The organism is Kribbella sp. NPDC051770 (assembly GCF_040681455.1).
Taxonomy (GTDB): Bacteria; Actinomycetota; Actinomycetes; order Propionibacteriales; family Kribbellaceae; genus Kribbella.
In genome coordinates this window covers 1-20461 of the sequence record NZ_JBFAYT010000002.1, presented here as the reverse complement: position 1 = coordinate 20461, position 20461 = coordinate 1, and the positions used below count along the sequence as shown (strand labels likewise).

Genomic DNA, 20461 nt, shown 5'->3' with positions numbered 1-20461 from the left:
GCGTCAGCGTCTACAGCACCGCGCTGAGCGGCAGCGGGGTCTACAGCACCCCAGCGAACGGGTCCTCCAGCGTCTGCCAGTCCAGCGTCGCCAGCTCCGACTCCGTGAGCAGGCAGGCGTCCAGGACGGACTGCAAACGCGCGGGATCCAGCCCCACACCCGTGGCGACCACCGTGCACTCGGCGAGGTGGTTGGTGTCCGACCACTCGCCGAGCGTCCCCAACGAGGCGCTGTAACCCGCCGACTCCCACCGCACCCGCTGAGTCGGCCGGTTGGCCAGCCAGACGACACCCCGACTCCGAACCACCCCGTTGACGATGTCCTCCAGAGCATCGTTCAGCCGCGCCGGATGCAGCGGCCGCGTGGAGCGCCACAACACCGTGGTCACCCCGTCGCCGCTCGGCTGGAGCCGTTCGCCGTCGGCGATCTCCCCGGCCCACGCCTCAGCAGCAGCGAAGTCGAACCGGCCCGTCCGCGCGACCGCAGCAGCCGGTACGCCGGCCGGATCCGCCGGTACGACGGTGGTGCGCGGGTTCAGGTGGAGCAGCAGGTTCTGCAGCCGCTCGGGCGCCTGGCTGCGGTGCGCGTTCGCGAGCACGCAGATGTCGGCGTACTCGATCTGGCGGGCGGTCAGCTCGGCCACGTTGCGCCGGTCCGGCGGCCCGAGGGCGAGACCGCGTTCGTCGAGGAGCTCGTCGCCGGACAGCTGCTCGACCAGCAGGACGGCGTCGACGACGCAGGTGACGGTGTCGACCTCGATCTCCGGCATCGTCGCGACCAGCGCGCTGGCGAGCGGCCGGGCCTCCATCGCGGGCGGTGTCGCGAGCACGAGGTGTTGCCAGTGGGCGCGCGCGACCAGCGTCTCCAGGAGCGGGAGCAGCGACTCGATCAGCTGGCAGGCGCCGCAGTCGTCGCCCACGGTGAACTCGCCGGAGTCGATCGGGCCGCCGGCGTCGAGCACCTGCCAGGTCAGGACGCCGCGGCTGCGCAGCTCGTCCTGGTCGACGACGATCGCCACGGTGGTCGGGTCGGTGACGGCTTGCAGGACCGGCCCGCGAAGGGTCGTCGAGAGCCCTACGAGCAAGGACAGCGGGGTCTTCCGATGGGCGGCCATGGTCCGAGTATATGAAAACGGTTTTCATCAGTCCAGAGGTTGACGCGGAAGAGTTTCCCGTCAGGGCGGGAAATTTCGCGCCTGGCCGGGAAATCGGCTGTTAACTGTTAATCCGGTCACGCTCGCCCCGCGCTTCCCCGCGGCGGCGGGCGCGGGCTAGCCTCCGAGGGGGACTCGAGGAGGCGCGGTGCCGGACCGGTCGGAGGCAGCGGACGACGACTTCGCCGGCGTGCTGCGCGCGGCGATCCGGGCGCGCGGGCTCGGCCTGGAGCGGATCCGCGACCGCCTGCGCGCCCAAGGGGTGACCGTCAGCCTCGCGACGCTCAGCTACTGGCAGTCCGGTCGCTCCCGCCCGGAGCGCCGTGACTCGCTGCTCGCCGTGGCGCTGCTGGAGTCCGTACTGGAAGTCCCGGCCGGCACCCTCTCGTCGTCGCTCGGCCCACCGCGCCGTCGCGGTCGCTGGCTGAGCACGGTCCCGTCGTCCGAGGTGGCGGCGTACTGGCCTGAGCCCGATCCGGTCGAGGACGCGGTCAGTGAGGTCGACATCCGCTGGGACGAGCGCCTGACCCGGATCAGCCAGTACGACCACGTGTACGTCGGGGCTGACGGCGGCGAGCTCTCGTACCACTCGCGCCAGGTGCTGCGCGCCGAGGCCGACGGCCCGGACCGCTGGGTCGTGATCATGCACCTCGACGAGCACGACCGCCCGCTCCCGGCGATCCGCCCGCTGCGGCACTGCCACCTCGGTCGCGTCGTCTCGCGCCCGGGCGACGGGCTGCTCGTCGCCGAGCTGCTCTTCGATCGCGCGCTCCGCAAGGGCGAGACGGTGATCACCGAGCACGAACTGGTCAACTCACCGCCGTACCCGCCGGCCGACAACTACGAGCGCAAGTTCCGGCTGCCGGTGCGCGAGTACGTGCTGGAGATCTCCTTCGAGCAGACGCCGCTGTGGTGCGAGCAGTACGCCCAGCTGGACGACGACGCCGAGCAGGTGCGGGCGGTTGAGCCCAGTTCCTCGGTGCACGGTGTGGCCCTCAACTTCGGGCCCGGCCGGTACGGTTTCCGCTTCCAGCTGTGAACTGTGGAAGCGCGTTTTGTTAAGTGTGAAAGGGATCTCGGCGATGTCGGTCGCCGGATTTCGCTCCTAGGGTCGGGCCACCCCTCCGGACGAACAAGGAGCGAATCCATGAAACGGCGCAGGACAATGGTGATCGGCGGGTCCGCGGTCGTGGGCCTGGTGGCCGGTCTGGTCGCGATCGGCGGGCCGGCCAGGGCGGCGCAGCCCTCGCCGGCCGCTCCGCAGCAGGTCAGCCCCCAGCAGGTGTCGGAGAAGTTGCCCAAGGCATCGGATCTGGCGGGGCGGTGGATCGCCGACGACGGCAGGCTGCACGTCGCGGTGACCGACGCGGCCGCCGCCGATCGCGTACGCCGGGCCGGCGCGACGCCGAAGCTGGTAGCGCGCAGCCAGGCCGACCTGGACGCTCTGCTGGCCCAGGTGGACAAGATCGCGCGGGCCGACCGGTCCGCGGGCCTGCAGAGCTGGGGGATCGACCCGGTCTCGAACAAGGTCGTGGTCAAGGCGCGCGGCGCGTACGGCGCGCTGAAAAGCCTCGGCGACGGCGTCCAGGTCGTCCGGACCACGACGAACTTCAGCCAGCAGGCGGGCGACGTGCATCCCGGCGATCCGTGGTGGCCGGGCAGTGAGAGCAACTGCTCGGTCGGCTTCCCGGCGACCGATGCCCAGGGCAACAAGCACTTCCTGACCGCCGGGCACTGCACGAACGACGCCAACCAGGCGGCGTACGGCGCGAGCGGGCAGCAGAACCGGCTCGGGACGTCGAACGTCGGCGGCAGCCGCAGCATCAACGCCCGCGAGGGCGACATGGGCGTTGTCGCGGTCACCGAGCCCGGCTGGAACATCTCCGCGGCGGTCAACACCTGGGGTCAGCCGGCGATCACCGTCACCGGTTCGGCCGAGGCGATCGTCGGCGAGACGGTCTGCCACTCCGGCAACACCGCGCCGAAGTTCGAGTGCGGCAAGGTGCGGGCGGTGAACCAGTCGATCGACTACGGCAACGTGGTGATCGACGGACTGACCACGACCGACGCCTGCTCGCAGGGCGGCGACTCCGGTGGCGCCTGGTTGCGCGGCGACAAGGCGGTCGGGCTGCACTCCGGCGGCAACTCCAGCTGCGTCGCGAACGACGACAACTCGATCTTCCAGCCGGTCAACGAGGCACTGGCCAAGTGGAACCTCACGCTGCTGGTCGGTGACGGTGGGCCGGGCGACCCGGACGACACGCAGGCGCCGACCGCGCCGGGCAACGTCCGGTCCACCGGTACGACGAGCAGCTCGGTCTCGCTCGCCTGGGACGCTGCCAGCGACAACGTCGGGGTCACGGGGTACGACGTCTACAACGGCAGCACCCTGGCGACGTCGGTCGCCGGTACGTCGGCCACGGTCAGCGGGCTCGCGGCCGACACGGCGTACTCGTTCACCGTGCAGGCGAAGGACGCTGCGGGCAACAAGTCGCCGCAGAGTGCAGCGGTGTCGGCACGGACGCAGCCGGGTAGCAGCGGCGGGCGCACGTTCAGCAACGGCACCGACTACCCGATCCGGGACTTCCAGACGGCTGTCAGCGCAGTGCGGTCGACAGCGACGGGCCGGGCGACCAGTCCGGTCAAGGTGACGGTCGAGGGCAACCACAGCTGCCTGGAGGACCTCAACATCAGCCTGGTTTCACCGAGCGGCCGCTGGTACTACCTGCAGCGCTACGGCGGCAGCACCTGCCACCCGCTGCCGAGCAGCAAGACGTACTCGGTTCCGACGACCGAGAACGCCGCAGGCACCTGGACGCTCCGCATCGGCGACAACGGGCCGGGTGACACCGGCACGCTGACGAACTGGTCGATCACGCTGTGAGTGCTCCCCGTCCACTGCTCCCGAAAGTCGGGGGCAGTGGACGGGTGAGTCTGGTAGGCAAGGGCCATGACGAACTCCATCGGGCGGTACGAGGGCGAGTGGGCCGAGCTGGTCAAGCTGCTGAACCTGGGGTTCGCGGAGCCCTGGAGCGACGCGCAGCTGCTCGCCGAGCAGAAGATGTGGGAGCCGGCGCGGAGCATCGTCGCGTCGGAGGACAAGGAGCTCACCGGGCACACCACGTCGTTCGGGATGACGATGAGCGTGCCGGGCGGTCAGCTGCCGGTCGCCGGCGTGAGCATGGTGTGCGTCAGCCCGACGCACACCCGTCGCGGCATCCTGCGCGACCTGATGCGCGCCCAGCTCACCGAGCTGCACGAGACCGGTGTCGAGCCGGTCGCCGTACTGACCGCGAGCGAGCCGGTGATCTACGGCCGCTTCGGCTACGGCCTGGGCTCGGACCACCAGCAGATCACCGTGCCGAAGGCCTCCCGGGCGCTCCGCCCGGTCGCAGGCGCCGACAAGGTCCGCGTCCGGTACGCCGACCCGGTGGAGGCCCGCCCGGTGACGACGCGGATCCACAACGACGAGGCGCTCGGGCGCCCGGGCATGTTCCACCACGACGCCCGCTGGGAGTCCTACGTCGGCGGCGAGAACGTGGTGACCAACACCAGCGGCGCCTCACCGCTGCGCTGCGTGCTGGCCTCGGTCGACGGAGAGGTGACGGGCTACGCGCACTTCCGGACCCGCCGGACCACCAAGGGCTTCGTCGACGTCTCCCGCGTGCACGCCCGCGACCTGGCCTCGCACGCCGCGCTCTGGCAGTTCCTGCTCAACCAGGATCTGCTGAGCGAGACGACGTACGAGCAGCTGCCGTCGGACGACCCACTGCTGTCCCTGCTCGTCGACCCGCGAGCGCCGAAGCCGACCACGGCGGACGGGCTGTGGGTGCGGCTGGCCGATGTCGGCAAGGCCCTGGCCGGCCGGACGTACGCCGAGGAGCTGGACGTCGTACTGGGTGTCAGCGACGACTTCCTGCCCTGGAACGCCGGGCACTGGCACCTGGTCGGCGGACCCGCTGGAGCGACCTGCGAGCAGACGGACCGGCCGGCCGACGTACTGGTCGACGTACGCGAGCTGGGCGCGGTCTACCTCGGCAAGCCGTCGCTGGAGCTGCTGGGAGCCGCCGGGCTGGTCGAGGAGCGCACCGAAGGGGCACTTGCTGCAACTTCCCGGGCATTCCTCGGAAAGCGCCTCCCCTGGCTCGACACCGGCTTCTGATTCGCGGTTAGTCTTCCGGGATGCAACCGACGCGACGCAGTGTGGTGGCAGTGGTTGCTGCCCTCGTGCTGGGAGTCGGGGCCGTGGTGCTGGTCGTGTTCGCGTCGGCCGGCGGGAGCGTGCAGCCGGTGAGCGAGAGCACCCGTACCGCGGCGCCGCGGACGCCGCCGACGTTCAACAGCAGCCAGTCGGTGGTGGCGCCGACGCCGAGCGGGCAGCCGACGCCGAAGGACATCGAGCCGATCGAGATGCCGGAGTGGCTCAAGGCGCTCTGGACGGCGCTCGTGTACGCCGCCGGGGTGCTGCTGGTGCTGTTCCTGCTGCGGGTGGTCTACCGGATCCTGCGGAAGGTCGAGCTGCCGCAGGGCGAGGACGACGACACCGACTGGGAACGGGTGAAGGTGGACCGGCTCGCTGAGGCTGTGGAGTCGGGGCTGTCGACTGTGGACTCCGGTACGGCGACCGACGCGGTGATCGCGTGCTGGGTCGCGCTGGAGGAGGCGGCCGCGTCGGCTGGTGTTGCCCGGGAGCCGTCGGAGACGCCCGCGGAGTTCACTGTGCGAGTGCTTGGTGTGGGTGGGATCTCGGAGCCGGAGCTGCTCAGGCTCGCTCAGCTGTACCGGGAGGCTCGCTACTCGACGCACGGGTCGACGGAAGAGGCTCGCACGCAGGCGAGAGCGGCGCTGCTCAGCCTGCGCGAGGAGCTGGCGGCCGCGGTGGCGGCGCGGTGAAGGAGAAGCTGCGGTCTTTCAACAGCGTGCTGCTGAGGCACCTGTTGATCTGCATCGTCGCCGCGCTGCTGGCGATCGCTGGGTTCGGGCTGGCTGGTACGGCGCCGCGTCCGATGTGGTTCGTCGGGCTGGCGCTGGCGATCGCGTTCGTGTCGGTGGCGCTCCGGCTGGTCTTCCCGCAGCTCGTCGAGACCACCTGGCCGTCGCGCTTCGACGAGAAGTGGGCCGAGCTGCGTAGCCGCAGCAACGACAACCGGACCCAGTTCCTGGCCACCTGGGTGCAGGAGTCCGGACGCGAGCGCCGCGGCGGTGAGGGGTCGCTGACGTTCGCCCGGCGGGTCCGGCCGCTGCTGCTGGAGCTGACCACCGACCGGCTGGTGCACCGGCACGGCATCGACCCGCAGCAGGAGCCCGACCGCGCCCGCGCGCTGGTCGGCGACCAGCTGTGGAACCTGATCACCGGGACCGGGCCGGGCACGGCGTCGTTCGCCGAGATCGAGCAGGCTGTCCAGACCATCGAGAAGCTGTGAGGAACCGTGACTGATCGGGAACTGAGCCCGGGCGACGTGTCGGAGCTGAGCCGGCGGGTGCTGGAGCGGGTCGGCGAGGCCGTGGTCGGCAAGGCCGAGGCGCTCGAGCTGGTGCTGGCCGGGGTCCTGGCCGGCGGGCACGTGCTGCTCGAGGACTACCCGGGCCTGGCCAAGACGCTGGCCGCGCGGTCGTTCGCGCAAGCGCTCGGGCTGGAGTTCCGGCGGGTCCAGTTCACGCCGGACCTGCTGCCCTCCGACGTCACCGGCGCCTTCGTGTACGACCAGAAGAACGGCGAGTTCGTCTTCCGGCCCGGACCGATCTTCACCGGGCTGCTGCTCGCCGACGAGATCAACCGGACGCCGCCGAAGACCCAGGCCGCGTTGCTGGAGTCGATGCAGGAGCACCAGGTCACCGTCGAGGGCCAGACCTTCCCGCTGCCGGTGCCGTTCCACGTGCTGGCCACGGCGAACCCGGTCGAGTACGAGGGCACCTACCCGTTGCCGGAGGCCCAGCTCGACCGCTTCATGCTGCGGATCGGCTTCGGCTACCCCAGCGCCGACGAGGAGTGGCAGGTGCTCCAGCGCCGGATGGCACGGCGCCAGGAGGATCAGCACGTCGAGGCGGTCACCGACGCGGCCGGTCTGCTCGCCGCACAGCGCGCTGTCGAGACAGTGACCGTCGACGACACCGTCGGCCGGTACTGCGTGGAGCTGGCCGCCGCTACCCGGCGGGACTCGCAGGTACTCGTCGGTGCGTCACCGCGTGGCTCGCTGGCGCTGCTGCTGACCGCCAGGTCGTACGCCGTGATCCAGGGCCGCGACTACGTCGTACCGGAGGACGTGAAGGCTGTCGCGGTCGCTGCGCTGGCGCACCGGATCACTGTGCGGCCGGAGCTGTGGCTGCACGAGGTGACCGGCGCGAGCGTCGTACGGGCGGTGCTGACGCAGGTGCCGGCGCCGCCGACCGTCGTGGGCGCCCGGCAGTGACCTGGCGGCCGACCCACGCGCAGATCCGGGTGGTCTGCGTAGCCGCCGGGCTGCTGCTGGTGGCGGTCGTCGCGCGTCGGCCGGACCTGGCCGTGCTCGGGATGCCGCTGGGGTTCGTCGCGGTCTGGGGACGGTTCTTCCGGCCGCGGAGCGTTCCGCAGGTGGCGACCGAGCTGGACGCGGACGTGCTGTTCGAAGGGCAGGCAACGACGTACCGCGTGCTGGTGCCGGGCGCTGTCGACCCGGACATCGACCTGGTGGTCGCGGCGGTGCCGCGAACGCAGTGGTTCCGGTACGACCCGCCGCAGGCCGCGGTGGCCGAGTCGGCGGCTGACGGGACGGTGGAGGTCGAGGTCGGCGTACGGTCCGAGCGGTGGGGGCTGCGGCGGTTGGAGCGGCCGCAGGTCATCGCCACGTCGGACCTGGGGTCGTACCGGGTGCAGTTGCCGGATGCTGCGGCGCTGACCGTGACGACGTTGCCGCTGCGGGAGGGCTTTGAGGCTGTCGACGCCGTACCGCGGCCTGCTGGTCTGGTCGGGCTGCACCGGTCGCGGCGGCCGGGTGAGGGGACCGAGCTGTCGGGAGTCCGGCCGTTCCGGACCGGCGACCGGCTACGGCGGATCAACTGGTCGGTGTCGGCGCGGACGCAGGAGCTGCACGTCACGTCGACCTGGTCCGACCGGGACACCGAGGTCGTCATCTTGCTGGACACCGGTGGTGACGTCGGGATCAGTGAGGGCATCGACGGGCGCTCCAGCAGCCTGGACACGGCTGTACGCGCTGCCGCGTCGATCGCCGAGCACTACCTGCGGCACGGCGACCGGGTGCGCCTGGTCGACACCGGTACGGCGGTCGGCGGTGTGCGCGCAGGCAGCGGGCGGGCGCACCTGCGGCGGATCCTGGACGTGCTGGTCCACGCTGACCAGAAGGGCCGGCAGCAGGACGAGCAGTCGCTCGCGCGGCGGCACCGGATTCGCGCGGACAGCCTGGTGCTGGTGCTGAGCCCGCTGCTGCGGCCCGCGGTGCTCGGGTATGTGGTGACGCTGGTGCACTCCGGGTGCACGGTGATTGCTGTGGACACGTTGCCGGACGACGTGGCGGACGTGATCGATCTGGATCAGCACGACTCGCAGGCCTGGCCGCTGGCCTGGCGGCTGCGGTTGCTGGAGCGGCGCCGCGAGCTGGACCGGCTGGGGGACTTGGGAGTGCCTACTGTGCGGTGGCGGGGTGCTGGGACGTTGGACGAGGTGCTGCGCGATGCAGCGCGCGTCGCCTCGGCGCCGAGGATGCGCTCATGAGCTGTGTCTTTGGCGTCGACTTCGTCGCCGCGGGTTTTGGGGCTTTCTCGCCCGGTCTTCCCTCGTCGGTCGGTCGCTGCGCTCCCTCCCTCCTCAGTCCAGACCGGGCGGCCCCAAAACCTTTGTGGTGCTCGTCGATTGTGGAGGGGGTGGGTTGTGAGCATCGCTGATCGGTTGACGCGCTGGCTCGGGGAGCTGCGGGCGTTCGGGCGCGGGCCTCTGGTTGCGCGGCTGCTGATCGCAGTGGGTGGGCTGATCGCCCTGCTGGTCCCGGCGCTGCAGCCGTGGGATCAGATGGACGCAGTGTCGATCGCCGCTGGTGCTTTGCTGCTGGTCTGCCTCGTGCTGCCTGACTCAGCTGCAGCGCTGCTGTTTCTGCTCGTCGTACTGGTCGGCTGGTTGTTCCGGGCGCCAGTGGAGGTCGGCTGGTCGACGGTGGTCACCGCGCTCGGCCTCCTCCTGCTCCACCTGGCATCGGCGTACGCCGCGCAGCTGCCGTCGTACGCGAAGGTCGGACGCCGCTCGCTGCGCAGGTGGTTGCTGCCGACAAGCATCGCGGTACTGCTCGCGCCGCTGGTCGCGATCGGCGCCTCCGTCGTACGCGGCGCGGGGGTGCCCGGCTCGTTGATCGTCACCGTCGCCGCGCTCGCAGCGGCGACAGCAGCGGTCTGGTTCGCCTCCGGGCAATCGGTGAACGACTAGAGGTTCTCCAGCAGGTCGGTGGCCCACGTGCAGGCGACCGGGTTCGGCCCGACGACCTGCATGGCGGCCATCACCGTCAGCAGCATGCCGGTCGCCATGAACTCCCGCGTCTCCTCCGGCGACGAGTTGGTCAGGTCGCGGACGAGCCGGTAGATCCCGCCGAAGCGCTCCCGCGACGCCTCGCCGATGGCCGGCTCCGCGCTCGCGGCGAAACCGTGCAGCAGGACCACGAGCAGCTCACGGCGTACGAGCAGCTGGTTGAACGCGTCGCCGAGCGACTCCAGGTCGGACTTGCGCTCGGCAGCCGTCCGGAACGCCTGCTCGATCTCGTCGCAGACCCGCTCCAGCGTGGCCAGGAACAGCTGCTGCTTGGTGCCGAACAGGCGGATCACGTAGGGCTGCGAGACCCCGGCCAGCCGGGCGATCTCGTCGGTCTTCGTCCCGGCGTACCCGGACTCGCCGAAGGCCGTGATGGCGGCCTGCAGCACCTCTTCGCCGCGCTCGGCCGCGGTCAGCCTGGTTCTGGTCATGCGGGTCCTCCTCTGCGTCACTTGACATGTTATCAGTCAATGCATACCTTGCTTGTTATCAGTCGATAACAACAAAGGATGCGCGCTATGACATCGACCGTCCTCGACCCCGGGGTCCGCACCGCCCGACCGCTCGGCGCGGTGCTCGCCGTGGTCGGCATTCCCGTCTTCATGGTCACGCTCGACAACCTGGTGGTGACCACGGCGCTGCCGGTCATCAAGCAGGACCTCGGCGCCTCGCTGACCGACCTGCAGTGGTTCGTGAACGCCTACACGCTGTCCTTCGCGGCGCTGCTGCTGACTGCCTCGGCGATCGGCGACCGGCTCGGTCGGCGCCGGATCTTCCTGGCCGGGCTCGCGCTGTTCACGTTCGCGTCGGCGGCCTGCGCACTGGCGACCGAGCCGTGGATGCTGATCGGCGCCCGCGCGATCCAGGGCGTCGGTGCGGCCGCGGTGATGCCGCTGTCGCTGACGCTGCTGTCGGCCGCCGTACCGGAGAAGATGCGCAGTGCCGCGATCGGGATCTGGGGTGGTATCTCCGGGCTCGGCGTCGCGGTCGGGCCGGTGGTCGGCGGCGCGGTCGTGGACGGGCTGAACTGGCAGTGGATCTTCTGGCTGAACGTCCCGATCGGCGTGCTGGCGCTGCCGTTCGTCGCCCGCGTCCTGACCGAGTCGTACGGCGGCAGCCGGCGCTTCGACGTGGCCGGGCTGGTGCTCTCGGCGGCCGGTTTGCTCGGCGTCGTGTGGGGTGTCGTCCACGGTGCTGACGACGGCTGGACGTCCGGGCCGGTGCTCGGCGCGCTGGTCGGTGGTGCCGCGCTCCTGATCGCGTTCGTGGTCTGGGAGAGCCGCACGCCGGCGCCGATGCTGCCGCTGCGGCTGTTCCGGATCCGCGCGATCAGCGTGGTCAACACGACGTCGTTCACCTTCTCGCTCGGTGTGTTCGGCGCGGTCTTCCTGCTCGCGCAGTTCTTCCAGGTCGTGCAGGGCTACTCGCCGCTCGACTCCGGGCTGCGGACGCTGCCCTGGACCGCCGCGCCGATGGTGGTCGCGCCGATCGCCGGGATGATCGTCGACCGGGTCGGAGCGCGAGTGCTGATCGCGGGTGGGCAGGCGCTGCTCGCCGTGGCGCTGGGCTGGATGGCTGTCGTCACCACGGTCGACGTCACCTACAGCGCGTACGTCGTACCGTTCGTGCTGGCCGGCGTCGGAATGGGCCTGACCTTCGCGCCGACCGCGAGCGTGGTGATGGGCGCGGCGGCCGAGAACGACCGGGGCGTGGCGTCGGGAACCAACAACACGGTCCGCGAGGTCGGCGTCGCGATGGGCGTCGCGGTGCTGGCCTCGGTCTTCGCCTCCGCCGGTGGCTACGAGTCGCCCGCCCGGTACGTCGACGGCCTGGTCCCCGCGGTCTGGGTGGGCGCCGCGGTGGTCGCGGTCGGCGCACTCGTCGCACTGCTGATCCCGGGACCGGCCAAGACCCGCTGAGTGTCCCCGCAGTACGGCAGTATGGTCCCCTCGATGTCGGGGACCATACTGTTGTCTTGTTGGGGGAGTGGGACGTGCTGAACGCGGACGACGTACGCCGGGTCGCGCTGTCGTTGCCGGAGACGGTGGAGAAGCAGCGCTGGAACCACCCGACGTTCGACGTCGCGGGGCGGATGTTCCTGACCGTGCCGGACGACCAGACCTCGTTCGCGGTCCGCTGCCCGCGGCTGGAGCGTGACGAGCTGATCGCCGCCGAGCCGGAGAAGTTCTGGGTCCCGCCGCACGAGGCCGGCTCGGCGTGGGTCCGCGCGCGGTTGTCGGCGCTCGAAGGCGCCGACGAGCTCTACGACATCGTGCTCGACTCCTGGCGCCAGACCGCGCCGGACGGGCTCGAGCCCTAGTTGTGATGTTCAGGCAGGTTGGTCAGTCGGGTGATTGGTGGAAGGTTGCCGAGGGCTGTGTGGGGCCGGTGATGGTTGTACTGGTGTAGCCATCCTGTCAGCGCGGCGCGGCGGGTGTCTTCTGAGGTGTAGAGCTTTTTGTAGGCCCATCCCTCGGACATGGTGCGGTGGAGTCGTTCGACTTTGCCGTTGGTCTGTGGCCGGTAGGGCCTGGTCTTCTTGGCGGTGATCCCCAAAGCTGTGCAGGTGTCACGCCATAGGAACGAGCGGTAGGCAGCTCCGTTGTCCGACAGCACGCGTTCGACGGTGACGCCACGTTCGGCGAACCAGGCCACGGCCCGCTGCAAGACACCGGCCGCGGTGGTGGCCTTCTCGTCGTCGTGGCATTCGGCGTAGGCGACCCGGGAGTGGTCGTCGATGACGGTGTGCACGAAGCAGGTTCCGACCTTCGGGTGGTACTTGCGGGCCTTGATCCCGGTCCGGTCCCGCGTCGCCAGCCGGTTGGAGTCGCCTTGGCTCTTGCCGACGAACCGCCATCCGCCGCCATCGGGAACGTTGCCGAACTTGGTCACATCGACATGGATCAGCTCCCCGGGCCGGGAGCGTTCATAGCGGCGTGCCGGTTCGCCGGTGACCCGGTCGATGTGCGACAGCCGGTTGAGCCGGCACCGCACCAGGACGGCGTGCACCGTCGAGGCCGGAACACCGATCCGGGCCCCGATCTGCACCGGCCCCAGCCGCTGCCGCAATCGCAACCGGACAATCTGTCGCACTCTGCGCGCCGAGGTCTTCGCATGCTGGGAGCGTCGCGCCGAGGACCGGTCAGCCATGCCGGCCAGTCCCTCGTCGCGGTAGCGCTGCGCCCACTTGTCCGCCGTGCGCCACGACACGTTGAAGAACTCAGCAGCCCGCGACGGCGGCCAACCGTCCTCAACGATCAGCCGCGCCAGCCGGAGACGATGTCTCGGCGTCAAAGCCGCGTTAACGTGACCCATGAAGGCCTCCTCGCGTGGAGAGGTTCCTAGACAGCTCCACTCCACACCCCCGGGGAGGCCTTCACCTATCTACAAACGCCGTACCCAATCCCACAACCTGCCTGGACATCACACCTAGTCCTCGGCCTTGAAGCGCGACTCCTGGAACCACAGCGAGCGGTCGACTCGGCGTTCCAGCTCCGCGACGACCTTCTGGCCGCCGCGGTAGAGGTCGCCGGACACCAGGATCACGCAACCGTCCGTCCCGAACACCACCGTCGTCCCGTCGCCGGCCCGCATCACCCCGGCGACTTCGTCCCACCGCACGCGGTGCACGCCGTCCTCCTCGCGGACCGCCAGCTCGTCCGGCGTCACCACGAGCGCCGTCTCCCGTGCCTCCCGCACGAACAGCCGCGCCATCCGCGGCGGCCGGAACTCCTCACCAGCAGGCAGCTCCTCGCCGACCGGGCACAGCGACACCTCGGTGAACCCGTGCTTGGTCCACTGCTCGACCGCCTGCTCCGCGGCGTACCCGATGGCCGTCGGCAGCGCAGCACGCAGTACGGCGGCCAGGTCGTCCGGCCTGGTCGCCCGCACCCGCTCCGGGTCGAGTGGCTCGGCCGGAGGCTCACCGAACAGCTCCCGGCGCAGCACGTTGAACTCGGCACCCAGCTCGGCATCGGTGGTCGCGCGCTCCTCCTCGAAGCGGTCCAGCGCCAGCTGCAGCTCCTCCTCGGACGGGCCGTCGGCGGCCAGATCGGTGAGGGACTCGACAACGGCCTGGGCCACCTCCTGCTCGGCGCCCTCGCGGGCCTCGGCGTACAGGACCCAGTCGGTCGTGCCGTCCTGCTGCTGCACCGCGTCGTAGTCGACCACGTAGCTGTGGCCTCCACCGTGCCGGGCACTCTCCTCGATGCGCTGCTGCAGTACGTCGGTCGCCAGCGCGGCGGTCCGGGCCGCATCGGTGTTCGGCAGCGACAGCAGCACGGCAGCGCCGGGGATGCCGATGCCGACGACCGCCGGGCCAGCGAACTGCCGGGCGGGGTAGTGCTGGTGCTGCGGGCGGCTGCCGGTGGGTAGCGGGAGCTTGAGGTCGGCAGGGATCGGCCCGGTGAGCTGCAGTACGGCGTTGTCGGCGGTGAACCAGCGCTGGGCGAACGCGGTCACCTGATCGGCAGTGAGGCCATCCGGGCCAGGCCCGTCCAACCAGTCGAGACCAGCGCCACGGGCGCCGTACCGGATGAAGTAGAGGAGAGCAGCCATCGGGTGCGTGACCCAGCCGTCCTCAGCAGCCAGTACGCCGGCCTCCACCTCCAGCCGCTCGACCGGCGGGTTGGCCAGTGCCGCACAGATGCCGGTCAGGAACTCGCCGACGCGTTCCGGCGTACCGGAGGCGACGAAGCTGGTCGCCGTGGTGTCGACGGTCGCATCGATCTGGATCGGCAGCCGGCGCACAGTGCTCATCACCAGGTGCTCCAGCGCGTGCGCGACGCCCACGGTCGGCAGCGTCTCGTCACGAGCGCCCACGGCGAAGGTCAGCGTGGCGTCGGTGGTGGTCTGCTGCTCGCGGTGGTGCAGCAGCCGGACTCCGTCGAGGTACTGCGGCATTCGGACCCTCCTGGACAAGTCGGTGCCTGAGGTTACCCACAGGCCTGCGGTAAATGACGGAGTCGCCGGTCGTGCGGCAGGTAGGGTCGGAGCCGTGACGGACGCGACCACACCGAACAGCCCGATCGACCAGGTCTCCGAGCGGTTCCTCGAGCAGTACCTCGAGCTGATGCCGACCGCGGCGACCTTCATGGGGGTCGAGGGGCACGACCACGAACTGCCCGACTACTCGCCGAACGGGTTCGACGGCCTGCTCGAGGTGCACCGGCGGGCGCTCGCCGAGGCGCGCGCTCTGCAGCCCGGCAGCCCGCGCGAGGAGGTCGCGCAGGACGCCTTCGTGGAACGGCTCGGGCTCGAGGTGGAGAACCTCGAGGCCGGCGTACCGCAGTCGCAGCTGAACGCGCTGACCTCGATCCCGGCCGAGATCCGGCAGGTGTTCGACCTGATGCCGACCGCCTCGGCCGAGGACTGGGAGCGGATCGCGATTCGGCTCAACCAGGTCGGGACGACGCTCGACGGGTTCCGCGAGACCGTGCTCGACCAGGCCGGTCAGGGCCGGGTGTCCGCCGTACGGCAGCTGAACGACCTGGCCACCCGGATCGCCAGCTGGACCGGCGCCGAGGGCGACGACTTCTTCGCCGGGCTGGCCGCGCGGGCGCCCGAGGGTCCGGTCAAGGCGTCGGTCGAGGCCGCCGCCGGGTCGGCGCGCAAGGCCTACGACCAGTTCGGCCAGTGGCTGACCGCCGAGGTGGTCCCGCAGGGCCGGGCCCGGGACGCGGTCGGCCGGGACATCTACGAGCTTGCCTCGCGCAACTTCCTCGGCGCGGCCGTCGACCTCGACGAGACCTACGCCTGGGGCTGGCAGGAGCTGGCCCGGATCGACGCCGAGATGCAGACCATCGCCGCGTCGCTGAACGGTGGCGACAAGAGCATCGCGGCAGCCGCCGAGCTGCTCGACAACGACCCGGCCCGCCAGATCCACGGCAAGGAAGCCTTCCGGGACTGGATGCAGCAGCTCGCCGACGCCGCCGTCGCCGAGCTCGGCGGCGAGCACTTCGACATCCCCGAGCAGATCCGGCGGATCGAGTGCATGATCGCGCCGACCTCCGACGGGTCGATCTACTACACCGCCCCGAGCGAGGACCTGACCACCCGGCCCGGCCGGATGTGGTGGGCGGTCCCGGCCGGGATCGAGGACTTCGCCACCTGGCGCGAGGTGACCACGGTCTACCACGAAGGCGTCCCCGGGCATCACCTGCAGGTCGCGCAGACGATGCTGCGCGGCGAGACGCTGAACCGCTGGCAGCGGATCGGCTGCTGGGTCTCCGGGCACGGCGAGGGCTGGGCCCTGTACGCCGAGCGCCTGATGGAAGAGCTGGGATACCTGGAGGAGCCGGGCGCCCGGCTCGGCATGCTCGACGCGCAGGGGTTCCGCGCGGCCCGGGTGATCGTGGACATCGGGATGCATCTCGAGCTGGAGATCCCGCGCGACAACCCGCTCGGGTTCCGGCCCGGCGAGCGGTGGAACGCTGAGCTCGGGTTCGAGTTCCTGCGCGCGTACTCGCGGATGGAGACCGAGTTCCTGCGCTCGGAGCTGAACCGGTACCTCGGCTGGCCCGGGCAGGCGCCGTCGTACAAGGTCGGTGAGCGGATCTGGCTGCAGGCGCGCGAGGAGGTGCGGGCGCGGCGCGGTGCCGCGTTCGACCTGCGTGCGTTCCACCGGGAAGCGCTGGACCTGGGCTCGATCGGCCTCGACCCGCTGCGCCGCGCGCTCGCCCGCCTGTGAACGGCTCTGGTGAACGGCCGCGGTTCGTCCTGGCGTCGCAGTCGCCGGCCCGCCTGAAGACGCTGCGCAACGCCGGCGTCGAGCCCGAGGTGATCGTCTCCGGCGTCGACGAGGACAACGTCACCGCCGAGAGCCCTGGCGAGCTGGCGCGGTTGCTGGCCTGTTTGAAGGCCCGAGCGGTCGTCGCGACCCTCGACGACCACGCGACCGTCCTCGGCTGCGACTCCGTCCTCGAGATCGACGGCATCGCCTACGGCAAGCCCGGTACGCCGGAGATCGCCCGCGAACGCCTGCGGATGATGCGCGGCCGCACCGGCGTACTGCACACCGGGCACTGCCTCTTCGACACCAACACCAAGCAGGAGCTCCGCGAGCTGGCCTCGACGGTCGTGCACTTCGCCGACTTCACCGACGAGGAGATCGACGCGTACGTCGCCACCGGCGAACCGCTCGTCGTCGCCGGCTCCTTCACCGTCGACGGCTTCGGCGGCCCGTTCGTGACGGCCATCGAAGGCGACTACCACAACGTCGTCGGTCTCTCGCTGCCGTTGCTCCGCCGCATGCTCACCGAGGTCGGCATCCCCTGGCCGTCGCTGTGGCAGGACCCCCACTTCGCGTACGACGAAGCCGAAGCCGCCATCTACGACGAAACCCGAGGCGGCGAGACAAGAGCCCGGGCGGCGGCGGAAGCAGTCAACCGCTTGATTCCTTCGGGTACTGCGCGGGTGCTGGAGCTGGCTGTCGGCACCGGGATCGTGGGCGCTGAGCTTGTTGCTCTCGGCAACCTCGTGCACGGGGTCGACCTCTCGCCCGCGATGCTCAAGCACGCTCGCTACCGGTTGCCCGGGCACGTGGCGGCAGCTGACGTCGGGCATCTCCCGGTCGCCGACCGCCGGTGTGACGCCGTGGTGGCGATCTGGCTGCTGCACCTGCTCGACGACACCGAGGGCGTGATCGCCGAGGTCGCCCGCGTCCTGCGGCCCGGCGGGGTCTTCATCACCACCACCGAGAAGTCCGAAGCCAGCCGCTACGCCGCCGGCCGCTCACCGGATGACACCCGCTCCGGCGACGCCCTCTCCCACCTGGTCGCCCGCGGCGCCGAGCACGGGCTGGTGCTCGACGGCGCGACGACCTTCGAGGGCCCGCTCCGCGGCGGGCCGGGAATCCCGGTCTACCCCTTGGTGCGCTTCCGCAAGAGCTAGCTGCAGACGTGCCCGACGGCACCGCTGAACGCCTGCGTGTGCAGGCGATCCAGCCGGTGCTCGAAGCCGGTGGTGATGCTGCTGGTGGTCAGCTCCACCACGCAGCGCACCCCGGCGTGCCGGACGTTCGTCGTACTGCGTAACGCCTGCAGCAGCTCGGTGGTCAGCTTGTCGAGCGTCGCCCGGATCTCGTTGAGGTCCGGGCGCGTCGTCGGCGCCTCCGCCGGATGCGCGGTCCAGCGCGCGAACAAGCCGCGCTGGACGACCTTGCTCGCCCCGATCTGGTCGCGGAAGAAGGTCGCCGTCTCCTCGGGGTCGATCCCGAGCTGCACGGCCGAGGCACGTGCCTGGTCGAGCACGACCTGCTCGCGCGCCGGGTCGTCGATCGGCTTGTCCGTGCCGAACTTCGAGGCGGCCACGAGGTCACCGACCTCGATCCGTTGCGCAACGAGGTCAGTCAGTTGCCCAAGGCCCGTTGCCTGCGCAGACACCCGCTCCGCAGCAGCCGAAGCCGGCGCGCCCGGCACCGCAGGAGCCAAAGCCGGCGCGCCCGGCGCTGCAGCAGCTGAAGCCGGTGCGGCGATCATCCCGCCCAGCAGCACCCCGACCGAGACCACCCCAGCAAACCGCTTCACTCGATTCCCGCCTTCGCGTCCAGCAGCTGCAACAACTCGTGCGCCGCGAGCTCGACCTTCTTGTGCCGCCATTCTGCCGCCCGGTACACGCACGCGATCAGCCCGGTCCGATGGATGCGCCGGAAATCGCCGTACACGAACGCGTGCCGAGCCTTCGTCTCCTCGTTCGCGCCGTCGGTCAGGCCGAGGTGCCAGGCGCCGTACTCGTCCCAGCCGTGCTTGGCCAGGTAGTCGTTCTGCGCCTCGGCATCTGGTTGCACCGAGCCCCAATCGCTGTCCAGCACGTACTGCCGGCCCTCGATCAGCTTGCGCGCGTACTCGACCGCTGCCGGGTTCACCTCGTACTTGGCCATGGGCCTAGTGTTGACGGCCGCGCGCCGACGCGCCACCTGGTGGCGCGCGGGTCGAGGTGGAATCCTGCTCGCATGCGATTCGACGAGTTCGCCGCCGAGCGGGCGCAGGTGGTCGGTGTGGCTGATGACATCGCCGCTTTCAAGGCGGGTGTGGAGCGGTTGCGCGGGCTGGCGGCGACGGTGGAGGACGACCCGGCGAAAGCCTTGCGATACCTGGAGGCCACCGAGCGGATGCTCCTGGAGGCGACCGCGCCGCAGAGCGAGACGGTTGCGCACGCGTTCGAGGCGATGCTGCGCGCCCGGCAGGCTCCCGCCGGTACGGCGGCCGAGCAGCGCGCCCACGTCGAGGCTGGGATCGCCGAGGTCGCCCGGATCGCGGCCGTCGCGCCGACCGACGCCGAGCGGGACGCCGCGCTGGAGATGAACGCGGCGCTGCTCAGAGTGCTGGAGCGGATCGAGCGGCAGTGATGCGCCGCGACCCGGCCAGCGAGGTCCCCGGCTTCGACGGCCTGTGGGACCGCCTCGCCGCTGACGTGGTCAGCAACTATCGCGCCGAGGCGACGCTCTGGAACGGCCGGATCGACTACCTGCCGCCCGATCGCGAGAACGACGTCAGGGGCCAGGCGACCGCGGACGGCCGGTTGCTGCTCAGCCGCCCGCTGGTCGTGGAGCCGCTCCGACGCCTGTACGCCGAGGGCCCGGGCGCGCTGTCCGACCCGAGGTTCGCGCAGACCTGCTGGCGCGCGCTCAAGACCGCCGCGCACGAGTTCGGGCATCTGACGGCGCCGGCCGATTGGACTCTCGACGACCGGATCCGCGACCTCGGCCGCGACGAGCAGGACCCCGCGGAGGAGGGTTTCATCGAGGCGCTCACCCAGGCAGAGCTGCGCGGTCTGGTCTCCCGGGTCCTGCCGCCCGAGCTCGCCGAACCGCTGGCCCGCGCTGTGGCCGCCGGGCCGGAGCCGATGCTGCCGTCGTACCCCGGCTGGACGAGCGCGGCCGGGATGTTCGCCGCGGAGCTCGCGGCGGAGTTCGAGGATCTGCGGGCTGTCGACGTACTGCGTGCAGGTGCTCGCGAGTCGGCGTCCCGCAGGCCGGAGGCGCTGGCGAACCTGATCATCACCCGAACCCAACTCCCCGCCTCCTCCAGGACCCCCGCCGCCAGGCCGCCCTCCGCGCCGACCTGGCCCGCACCCTCGCCGAGGGCTTCGCGAGCCTCACCGACATCCCCACAGCCCGAAGCGCCGGCGCCCAACGCGGCCAAGAACTAGCCGCGGTTGCCATCGAGAAAGTCCGCACGGCCGAACAGTTCTTCACCCAAATGGCGGACTTCGGCGGCCTCACGTACGACCAGGGCATAGCCCCAGCCGCCGGCCCGGCAAGCACCAAGGCCAACCAACCGAGCCCCCACCCCCGCGAGCCCAAAGGCGAACGCGGGCCGAGGAACGAGCCCGACGGCCGCAGCTGAAGCCGCCGGGCGCCGCTGGTGTTCGGGCTTGGGTGCGCGGTTACGGGTGTGCGCTTGCGCGCCACCGGCCAGGCGGCGCCCCCGCCGGTCCACGCGGCGCTCGTACCCGAGCTGCAGTCGCTCCACGTGCCGCTCGTACTCGAGCTGCAGTCGTTCCACGCGCCGCTGAAACGCCGGCCCGCGTCGCCGCTCGTGCTTTAGCTGCCGCCGCCCCACGCGCTGCAGAGGCGCCGGCTCGCACGCGGCTCGGACGCCGGCCCACGCCGCGCGCGCTCGCCCTGCGGCCGCCGCACTGCAGTCGTTCCACGCGCCGCTGAAACGCCGGCCCGCGTCGCCGCTCGTGCTTGAGCTGCCGCCGCCCCACGCGCTGCAGAGGCGCCGGCTCGCACGCGGCTCGGACGCCGGCCCACGCCGACGCTCCTCCGAGAGGTGCCGCCTGAACGCAATCATCCG

Annotated in this window: 21 protein-coding genes; 14 read left to right on the top strand and 7 right to left on the bottom strand. The window is 71.0% G+C overall.

The features are described from left to right. Positions 1 to 40: 40 nt before the first annotated feature. Positions 41 to 1114, bottom strand: a complete 1074-nt coding sequence (locus tag AB0M01_RS06755; RefSeq protein WP_363666280.1) for a GTP-binding protein — start codon at positions 1112 to 1114, stop codon at positions 41 to 43. 187 nt (positions 1115 to 1301) lie between these two features. On the opposite strand from AB0M01_RS06755, the gene AB0M01_RS06750 reads away from it, so the two are divergent. The 8 genes from AB0M01_RS06750 to AB0M01_RS06715 all read left to right on the top strand — a co-directional run bounded on the left by AB0M01_RS06750 (position 1302) and on the right by AB0M01_RS06715 (position 9563). Next, the gene (locus AB0M01_RS06750) at positions 1302 to 2192 is read left to right on the top strand and encodes an XRE family transcriptional regulator (RefSeq protein WP_363666278.1); all 891 of its coding nucleotides are present in this window, start codon (positions 1302 to 1304) and stop codon (positions 2190 to 2192) included. A gap of 108 nt (positions 2193 to 2300) precedes the next feature. Further along, positions 2301 to 4037 (top strand): proprotein convertase P-domain-containing protein, encoded by a 1737-nt coding sequence (locus AB0M01_RS06745; RefSeq protein WP_363666276.1) that lies wholly within the window; start codon positions 2301 to 2303, stop codon positions 4035 to 4037. A gap of 66 nt (positions 4038 to 4103) precedes the next feature. Continuing rightward, positions 4104 to 5315, top strand: a complete 1212-nt coding sequence (locus AB0M01_RS06740; RefSeq protein WP_363666274.1) for a GNAT family N-acetyltransferase — start codon at positions 4104 to 4106, stop codon at positions 5313 to 5315. Between the two features lie 20 nt (positions 5316 to 5335). Further along, positions 5336 to 6046 (top strand): DUF4129 domain-containing protein, encoded by a 711-nt coding sequence (locus AB0M01_RS06735; RefSeq protein ID WP_363666272.1) that lies wholly within the window; start codon positions 5336 to 5338, stop codon positions 6044 to 6046. Further along, a complete protein-coding gene (locus tag AB0M01_RS06730) occupies positions 6043 to 6576 on the top strand; it encodes a hypothetical protein (protein ID WP_363666270.1) in 534 nt (177 codons plus the stop codon). Before AB0M01_RS06735 ends, AB0M01_RS06730 begins: the two co-directional genes overlap by 4 nt. 6 nt (positions 6577 to 6582) lie before the next feature. After that, a complete protein-coding gene (locus tag AB0M01_RS06725; protein WP_363666268.1) occupies positions 6583 to 7563 on the top strand; it encodes a MoxR family ATPase in 981 nt (326 codons plus the stop codon). Continuing rightward, positions 7560 to 8861 carry a DUF58 domain-containing protein gene (locus AB0M01_RS06720; RefSeq protein ID WP_363666267.1) on the top strand — a complete coding sequence of 434 codons (1302 nt, stop codon included), beginning with the start codon at positions 7560 to 7562 and terminating at the stop codon, positions 8859 to 8861. The genes AB0M01_RS06725 and AB0M01_RS06720 overlap by 4 nt, the downstream gene beginning before the upstream one ends. A gap of 156 nt (positions 8862 to 9017) precedes the next feature. Further along, a complete protein-coding gene (locus AB0M01_RS06715; protein ID WP_363666265.1) occupies positions 9018 to 9563 on the top strand; it encodes a hypothetical protein in 546 nt (181 codons plus the stop codon). Here the strand turns inward: AB0M01_RS06715 and AB0M01_RS06710 are convergent. Further along, positions 9560 to 10093: a TetR/AcrR family transcriptional regulator gene (locus AB0M01_RS06710; RefSeq protein WP_363666263.1), complete on the bottom strand. Its 534-nt coding sequence runs from the start codon at positions 10091 to 10093 to the stop codon at positions 9560 to 9562. The genes AB0M01_RS06715 and AB0M01_RS06710 overlap by 4 nt on opposite strands. 87 nt (positions 10094 to 10180) lie before the next feature. On the opposite strand from AB0M01_RS06710, the gene AB0M01_RS06705 reads away from it, so the two are divergent. Beyond that, positions 10181 to 11581, top strand: a complete 1401-nt coding sequence (locus AB0M01_RS06705) for an MFS transporter (protein WP_363666261.1) — start codon at positions 10181 to 10183, stop codon at positions 11579 to 11581. 56 nt (positions 11582 to 11637) lie between these two features. Next, the gene (locus AB0M01_RS06700) at positions 11638 to 11982 is read left to right on the top strand and encodes an MmcQ/YjbR family DNA-binding protein (RefSeq protein WP_363666259.1); all 345 of its coding nucleotides are present in this window, start codon (positions 11638 to 11640) and stop codon (positions 11980 to 11982) included. Here AB0M01_RS06700 and AB0M01_RS06695 read toward each other — a convergent pair. Together AB0M01_RS06695 and AB0M01_RS06690 are read right to left on the bottom strand one after the other, a co-directional pair. Next, entirely contained in the window at positions 11979 to 12977 is a 999-nt protein-coding gene (locus AB0M01_RS06695; RefSeq protein ID WP_363666257.1) for an IS481 family transposase, read from the bottom strand. The genes AB0M01_RS06700 and AB0M01_RS06695 overlap by 4 nt on opposite strands. Before the next feature lie 114 nt (positions 12978 to 13091). Continuing rightward, positions 13092 to 14564: an insulinase family protein gene (locus tag AB0M01_RS06690; RefSeq protein ID WP_363666255.1), complete on the bottom strand. Its 1473-nt coding sequence runs from the start codon at positions 14562 to 14564 to the stop codon at positions 13092 to 13094. 94 nt (positions 14565 to 14658) lie between these two features. Here AB0M01_RS06690 and AB0M01_RS06685 point away from each other — a divergent pair, with 94 nt between their 5' ends. Then, positions 14659 to 16350, top strand: coding sequence for a DUF885 domain-containing protein (locus AB0M01_RS06685; RefSeq protein WP_363666253.1), 1692 nt, complete (start codon positions 14659 to 14661; stop codon positions 16348 to 16350). Then, on the top strand, positions 16347 to 17552 hold the full coding sequence (locus AB0M01_RS06680; protein WP_363666251.1) for a Maf family nucleotide pyrophosphatase: 1206 nt from the start codon (positions 16347 to 16349) through the stop codon (positions 17550 to 17552). The genes AB0M01_RS06685 and AB0M01_RS06680 overlap by 4 nt, the downstream gene beginning before the upstream one ends. Here AB0M01_RS06680 and AB0M01_RS06675 read toward each other — a convergent pair. Then, the gene (locus AB0M01_RS06675; protein ID WP_363666249.1) at positions 17549 to 18187 is read right to left on the bottom strand and encodes a chorismate mutase; all 639 of its coding nucleotides are present in this window, start codon (positions 18185 to 18187) and stop codon (positions 17549 to 17551) included. The two genes, AB0M01_RS06680 and AB0M01_RS06675, sit on opposite strands and share 4 nt — an antisense overlap. Then, complete coding sequence (locus AB0M01_RS06670) at positions 18184 to 18540, bottom strand: hypothetical protein (protein WP_363666247.1); 357 nt, start codon at positions 18538 to 18540, stop codon at positions 18184 to 18186. The genes AB0M01_RS06675 and AB0M01_RS06670 overlap by 4 nt, the downstream gene beginning before the upstream one ends. Positions 18541 to 18612: 72 nt before the next feature. On the opposite strand from AB0M01_RS06670, the gene AB0M01_RS06665 reads away from it, so the two are divergent. Continuing rightward, on the top strand, positions 18613 to 19008 hold the full coding sequence (locus AB0M01_RS06665) for a hypothetical protein (RefSeq protein ID WP_363666245.1): 396 nt from the start codon (positions 18613 to 18615) through the stop codon (positions 19006 to 19008). After that, positions 19008 to 19811, top strand: a complete 804-nt coding sequence (locus AB0M01_RS06660) for a hypothetical protein (RefSeq protein WP_363666243.1) — start codon at positions 19008 to 19010, stop codon at positions 19809 to 19811. Before AB0M01_RS06665 ends, AB0M01_RS06660 begins: the two co-directional genes overlap by 1 nt. Here the strand turns inward: AB0M01_RS06660 and AB0M01_RS06655 are convergent. Further along, positions 19808 to 20167 carry a hypothetical protein gene (locus AB0M01_RS06655; RefSeq protein WP_363666241.1) on the bottom strand — a complete coding sequence of 120 codons (360 nt, stop codon included), beginning with the start codon at positions 20165 to 20167 and terminating at the stop codon, positions 19808 to 19810. The two genes, AB0M01_RS06660 and AB0M01_RS06655, sit on opposite strands and share 4 nt — an antisense overlap. Between the last annotated feature and the right edge of the window lie 294 nt (positions 20168 to 20461).

Excerpts from the sequence above, each read along its gene's own strand:
- AB0M01_RS06755 (WP_363666280.1), bottom strand. The coding sequence starts at position 1,114 with ATGGCCGCCCATCGGAAGACCCCGCTGTCCTTGCTCGTAGGGCTCTCG.
- AB0M01_RS06745 (WP_363666276.1), top strand. The coding sequence starts at position 2,301 with ATGAAACGGCGCAGGACAATGGTGATCGGCGGGTCCGCGGTCGTGGGC.
- AB0M01_RS06740 (WP_363666274.1), top strand. The coding sequence starts at position 4,104 with ATGACGAACTCCATCGGGCGGTACGAGGGCGAGTGGGCCGAGCTGGTC.
- AB0M01_RS06735 (WP_363666272.1), top strand. The coding sequence starts at position 5,336 with ATGCAACCGACGCGACGCAGTGTGGTGGCAGTGGTTGCTGCCCTCGTG.
- AB0M01_RS06710 (WP_363666263.1), bottom strand. The coding sequence starts at position 10,093 with ATGACCAGAACCAGGCTGACCGCGGCCGAGCGCGGCGAAGAGGTGCTG.
- AB0M01_RS06705 (WP_363666261.1), top strand. The coding sequence starts at position 10,181 with ATGACATCGACCGTCCTCGACCCCGGGGTCCGCACCGCCCGACCGCTC.
- AB0M01_RS06695 (WP_363666257.1), bottom strand. The coding sequence starts at position 12,977 with ATGGGTCACGTTAACGCGGCTTTGACGCCGAGACATCGTCTCCGGCTG.
- AB0M01_RS06690 (WP_363666255.1), bottom strand. The coding sequence starts at position 14,564 with ATGCCGCAGTACCTCGACGGAGTCCGGCTGCTGCACCACCGCGAGCAG.
- AB0M01_RS06670 (WP_363666247.1), bottom strand. The coding sequence starts at position 18,540 with ATGGCCAAGTACGAGGTGAACCCGGCAGCGGTCGAGTACGCGCGCAAG.
- AB0M01_RS06665 (WP_363666245.1), top strand. The coding sequence starts at position 18,613 with ATGCGATTCGACGAGTTCGCCGCCGAGCGGGCGCAGGTGGTCGGTGTG.
- AB0M01_RS06660 (WP_363666243.1), top strand. The coding sequence starts at position 19,008 with ATGCGCCGCGACCCGGCCAGCGAGGTCCCCGGCTTCGACGGCCTGTGG.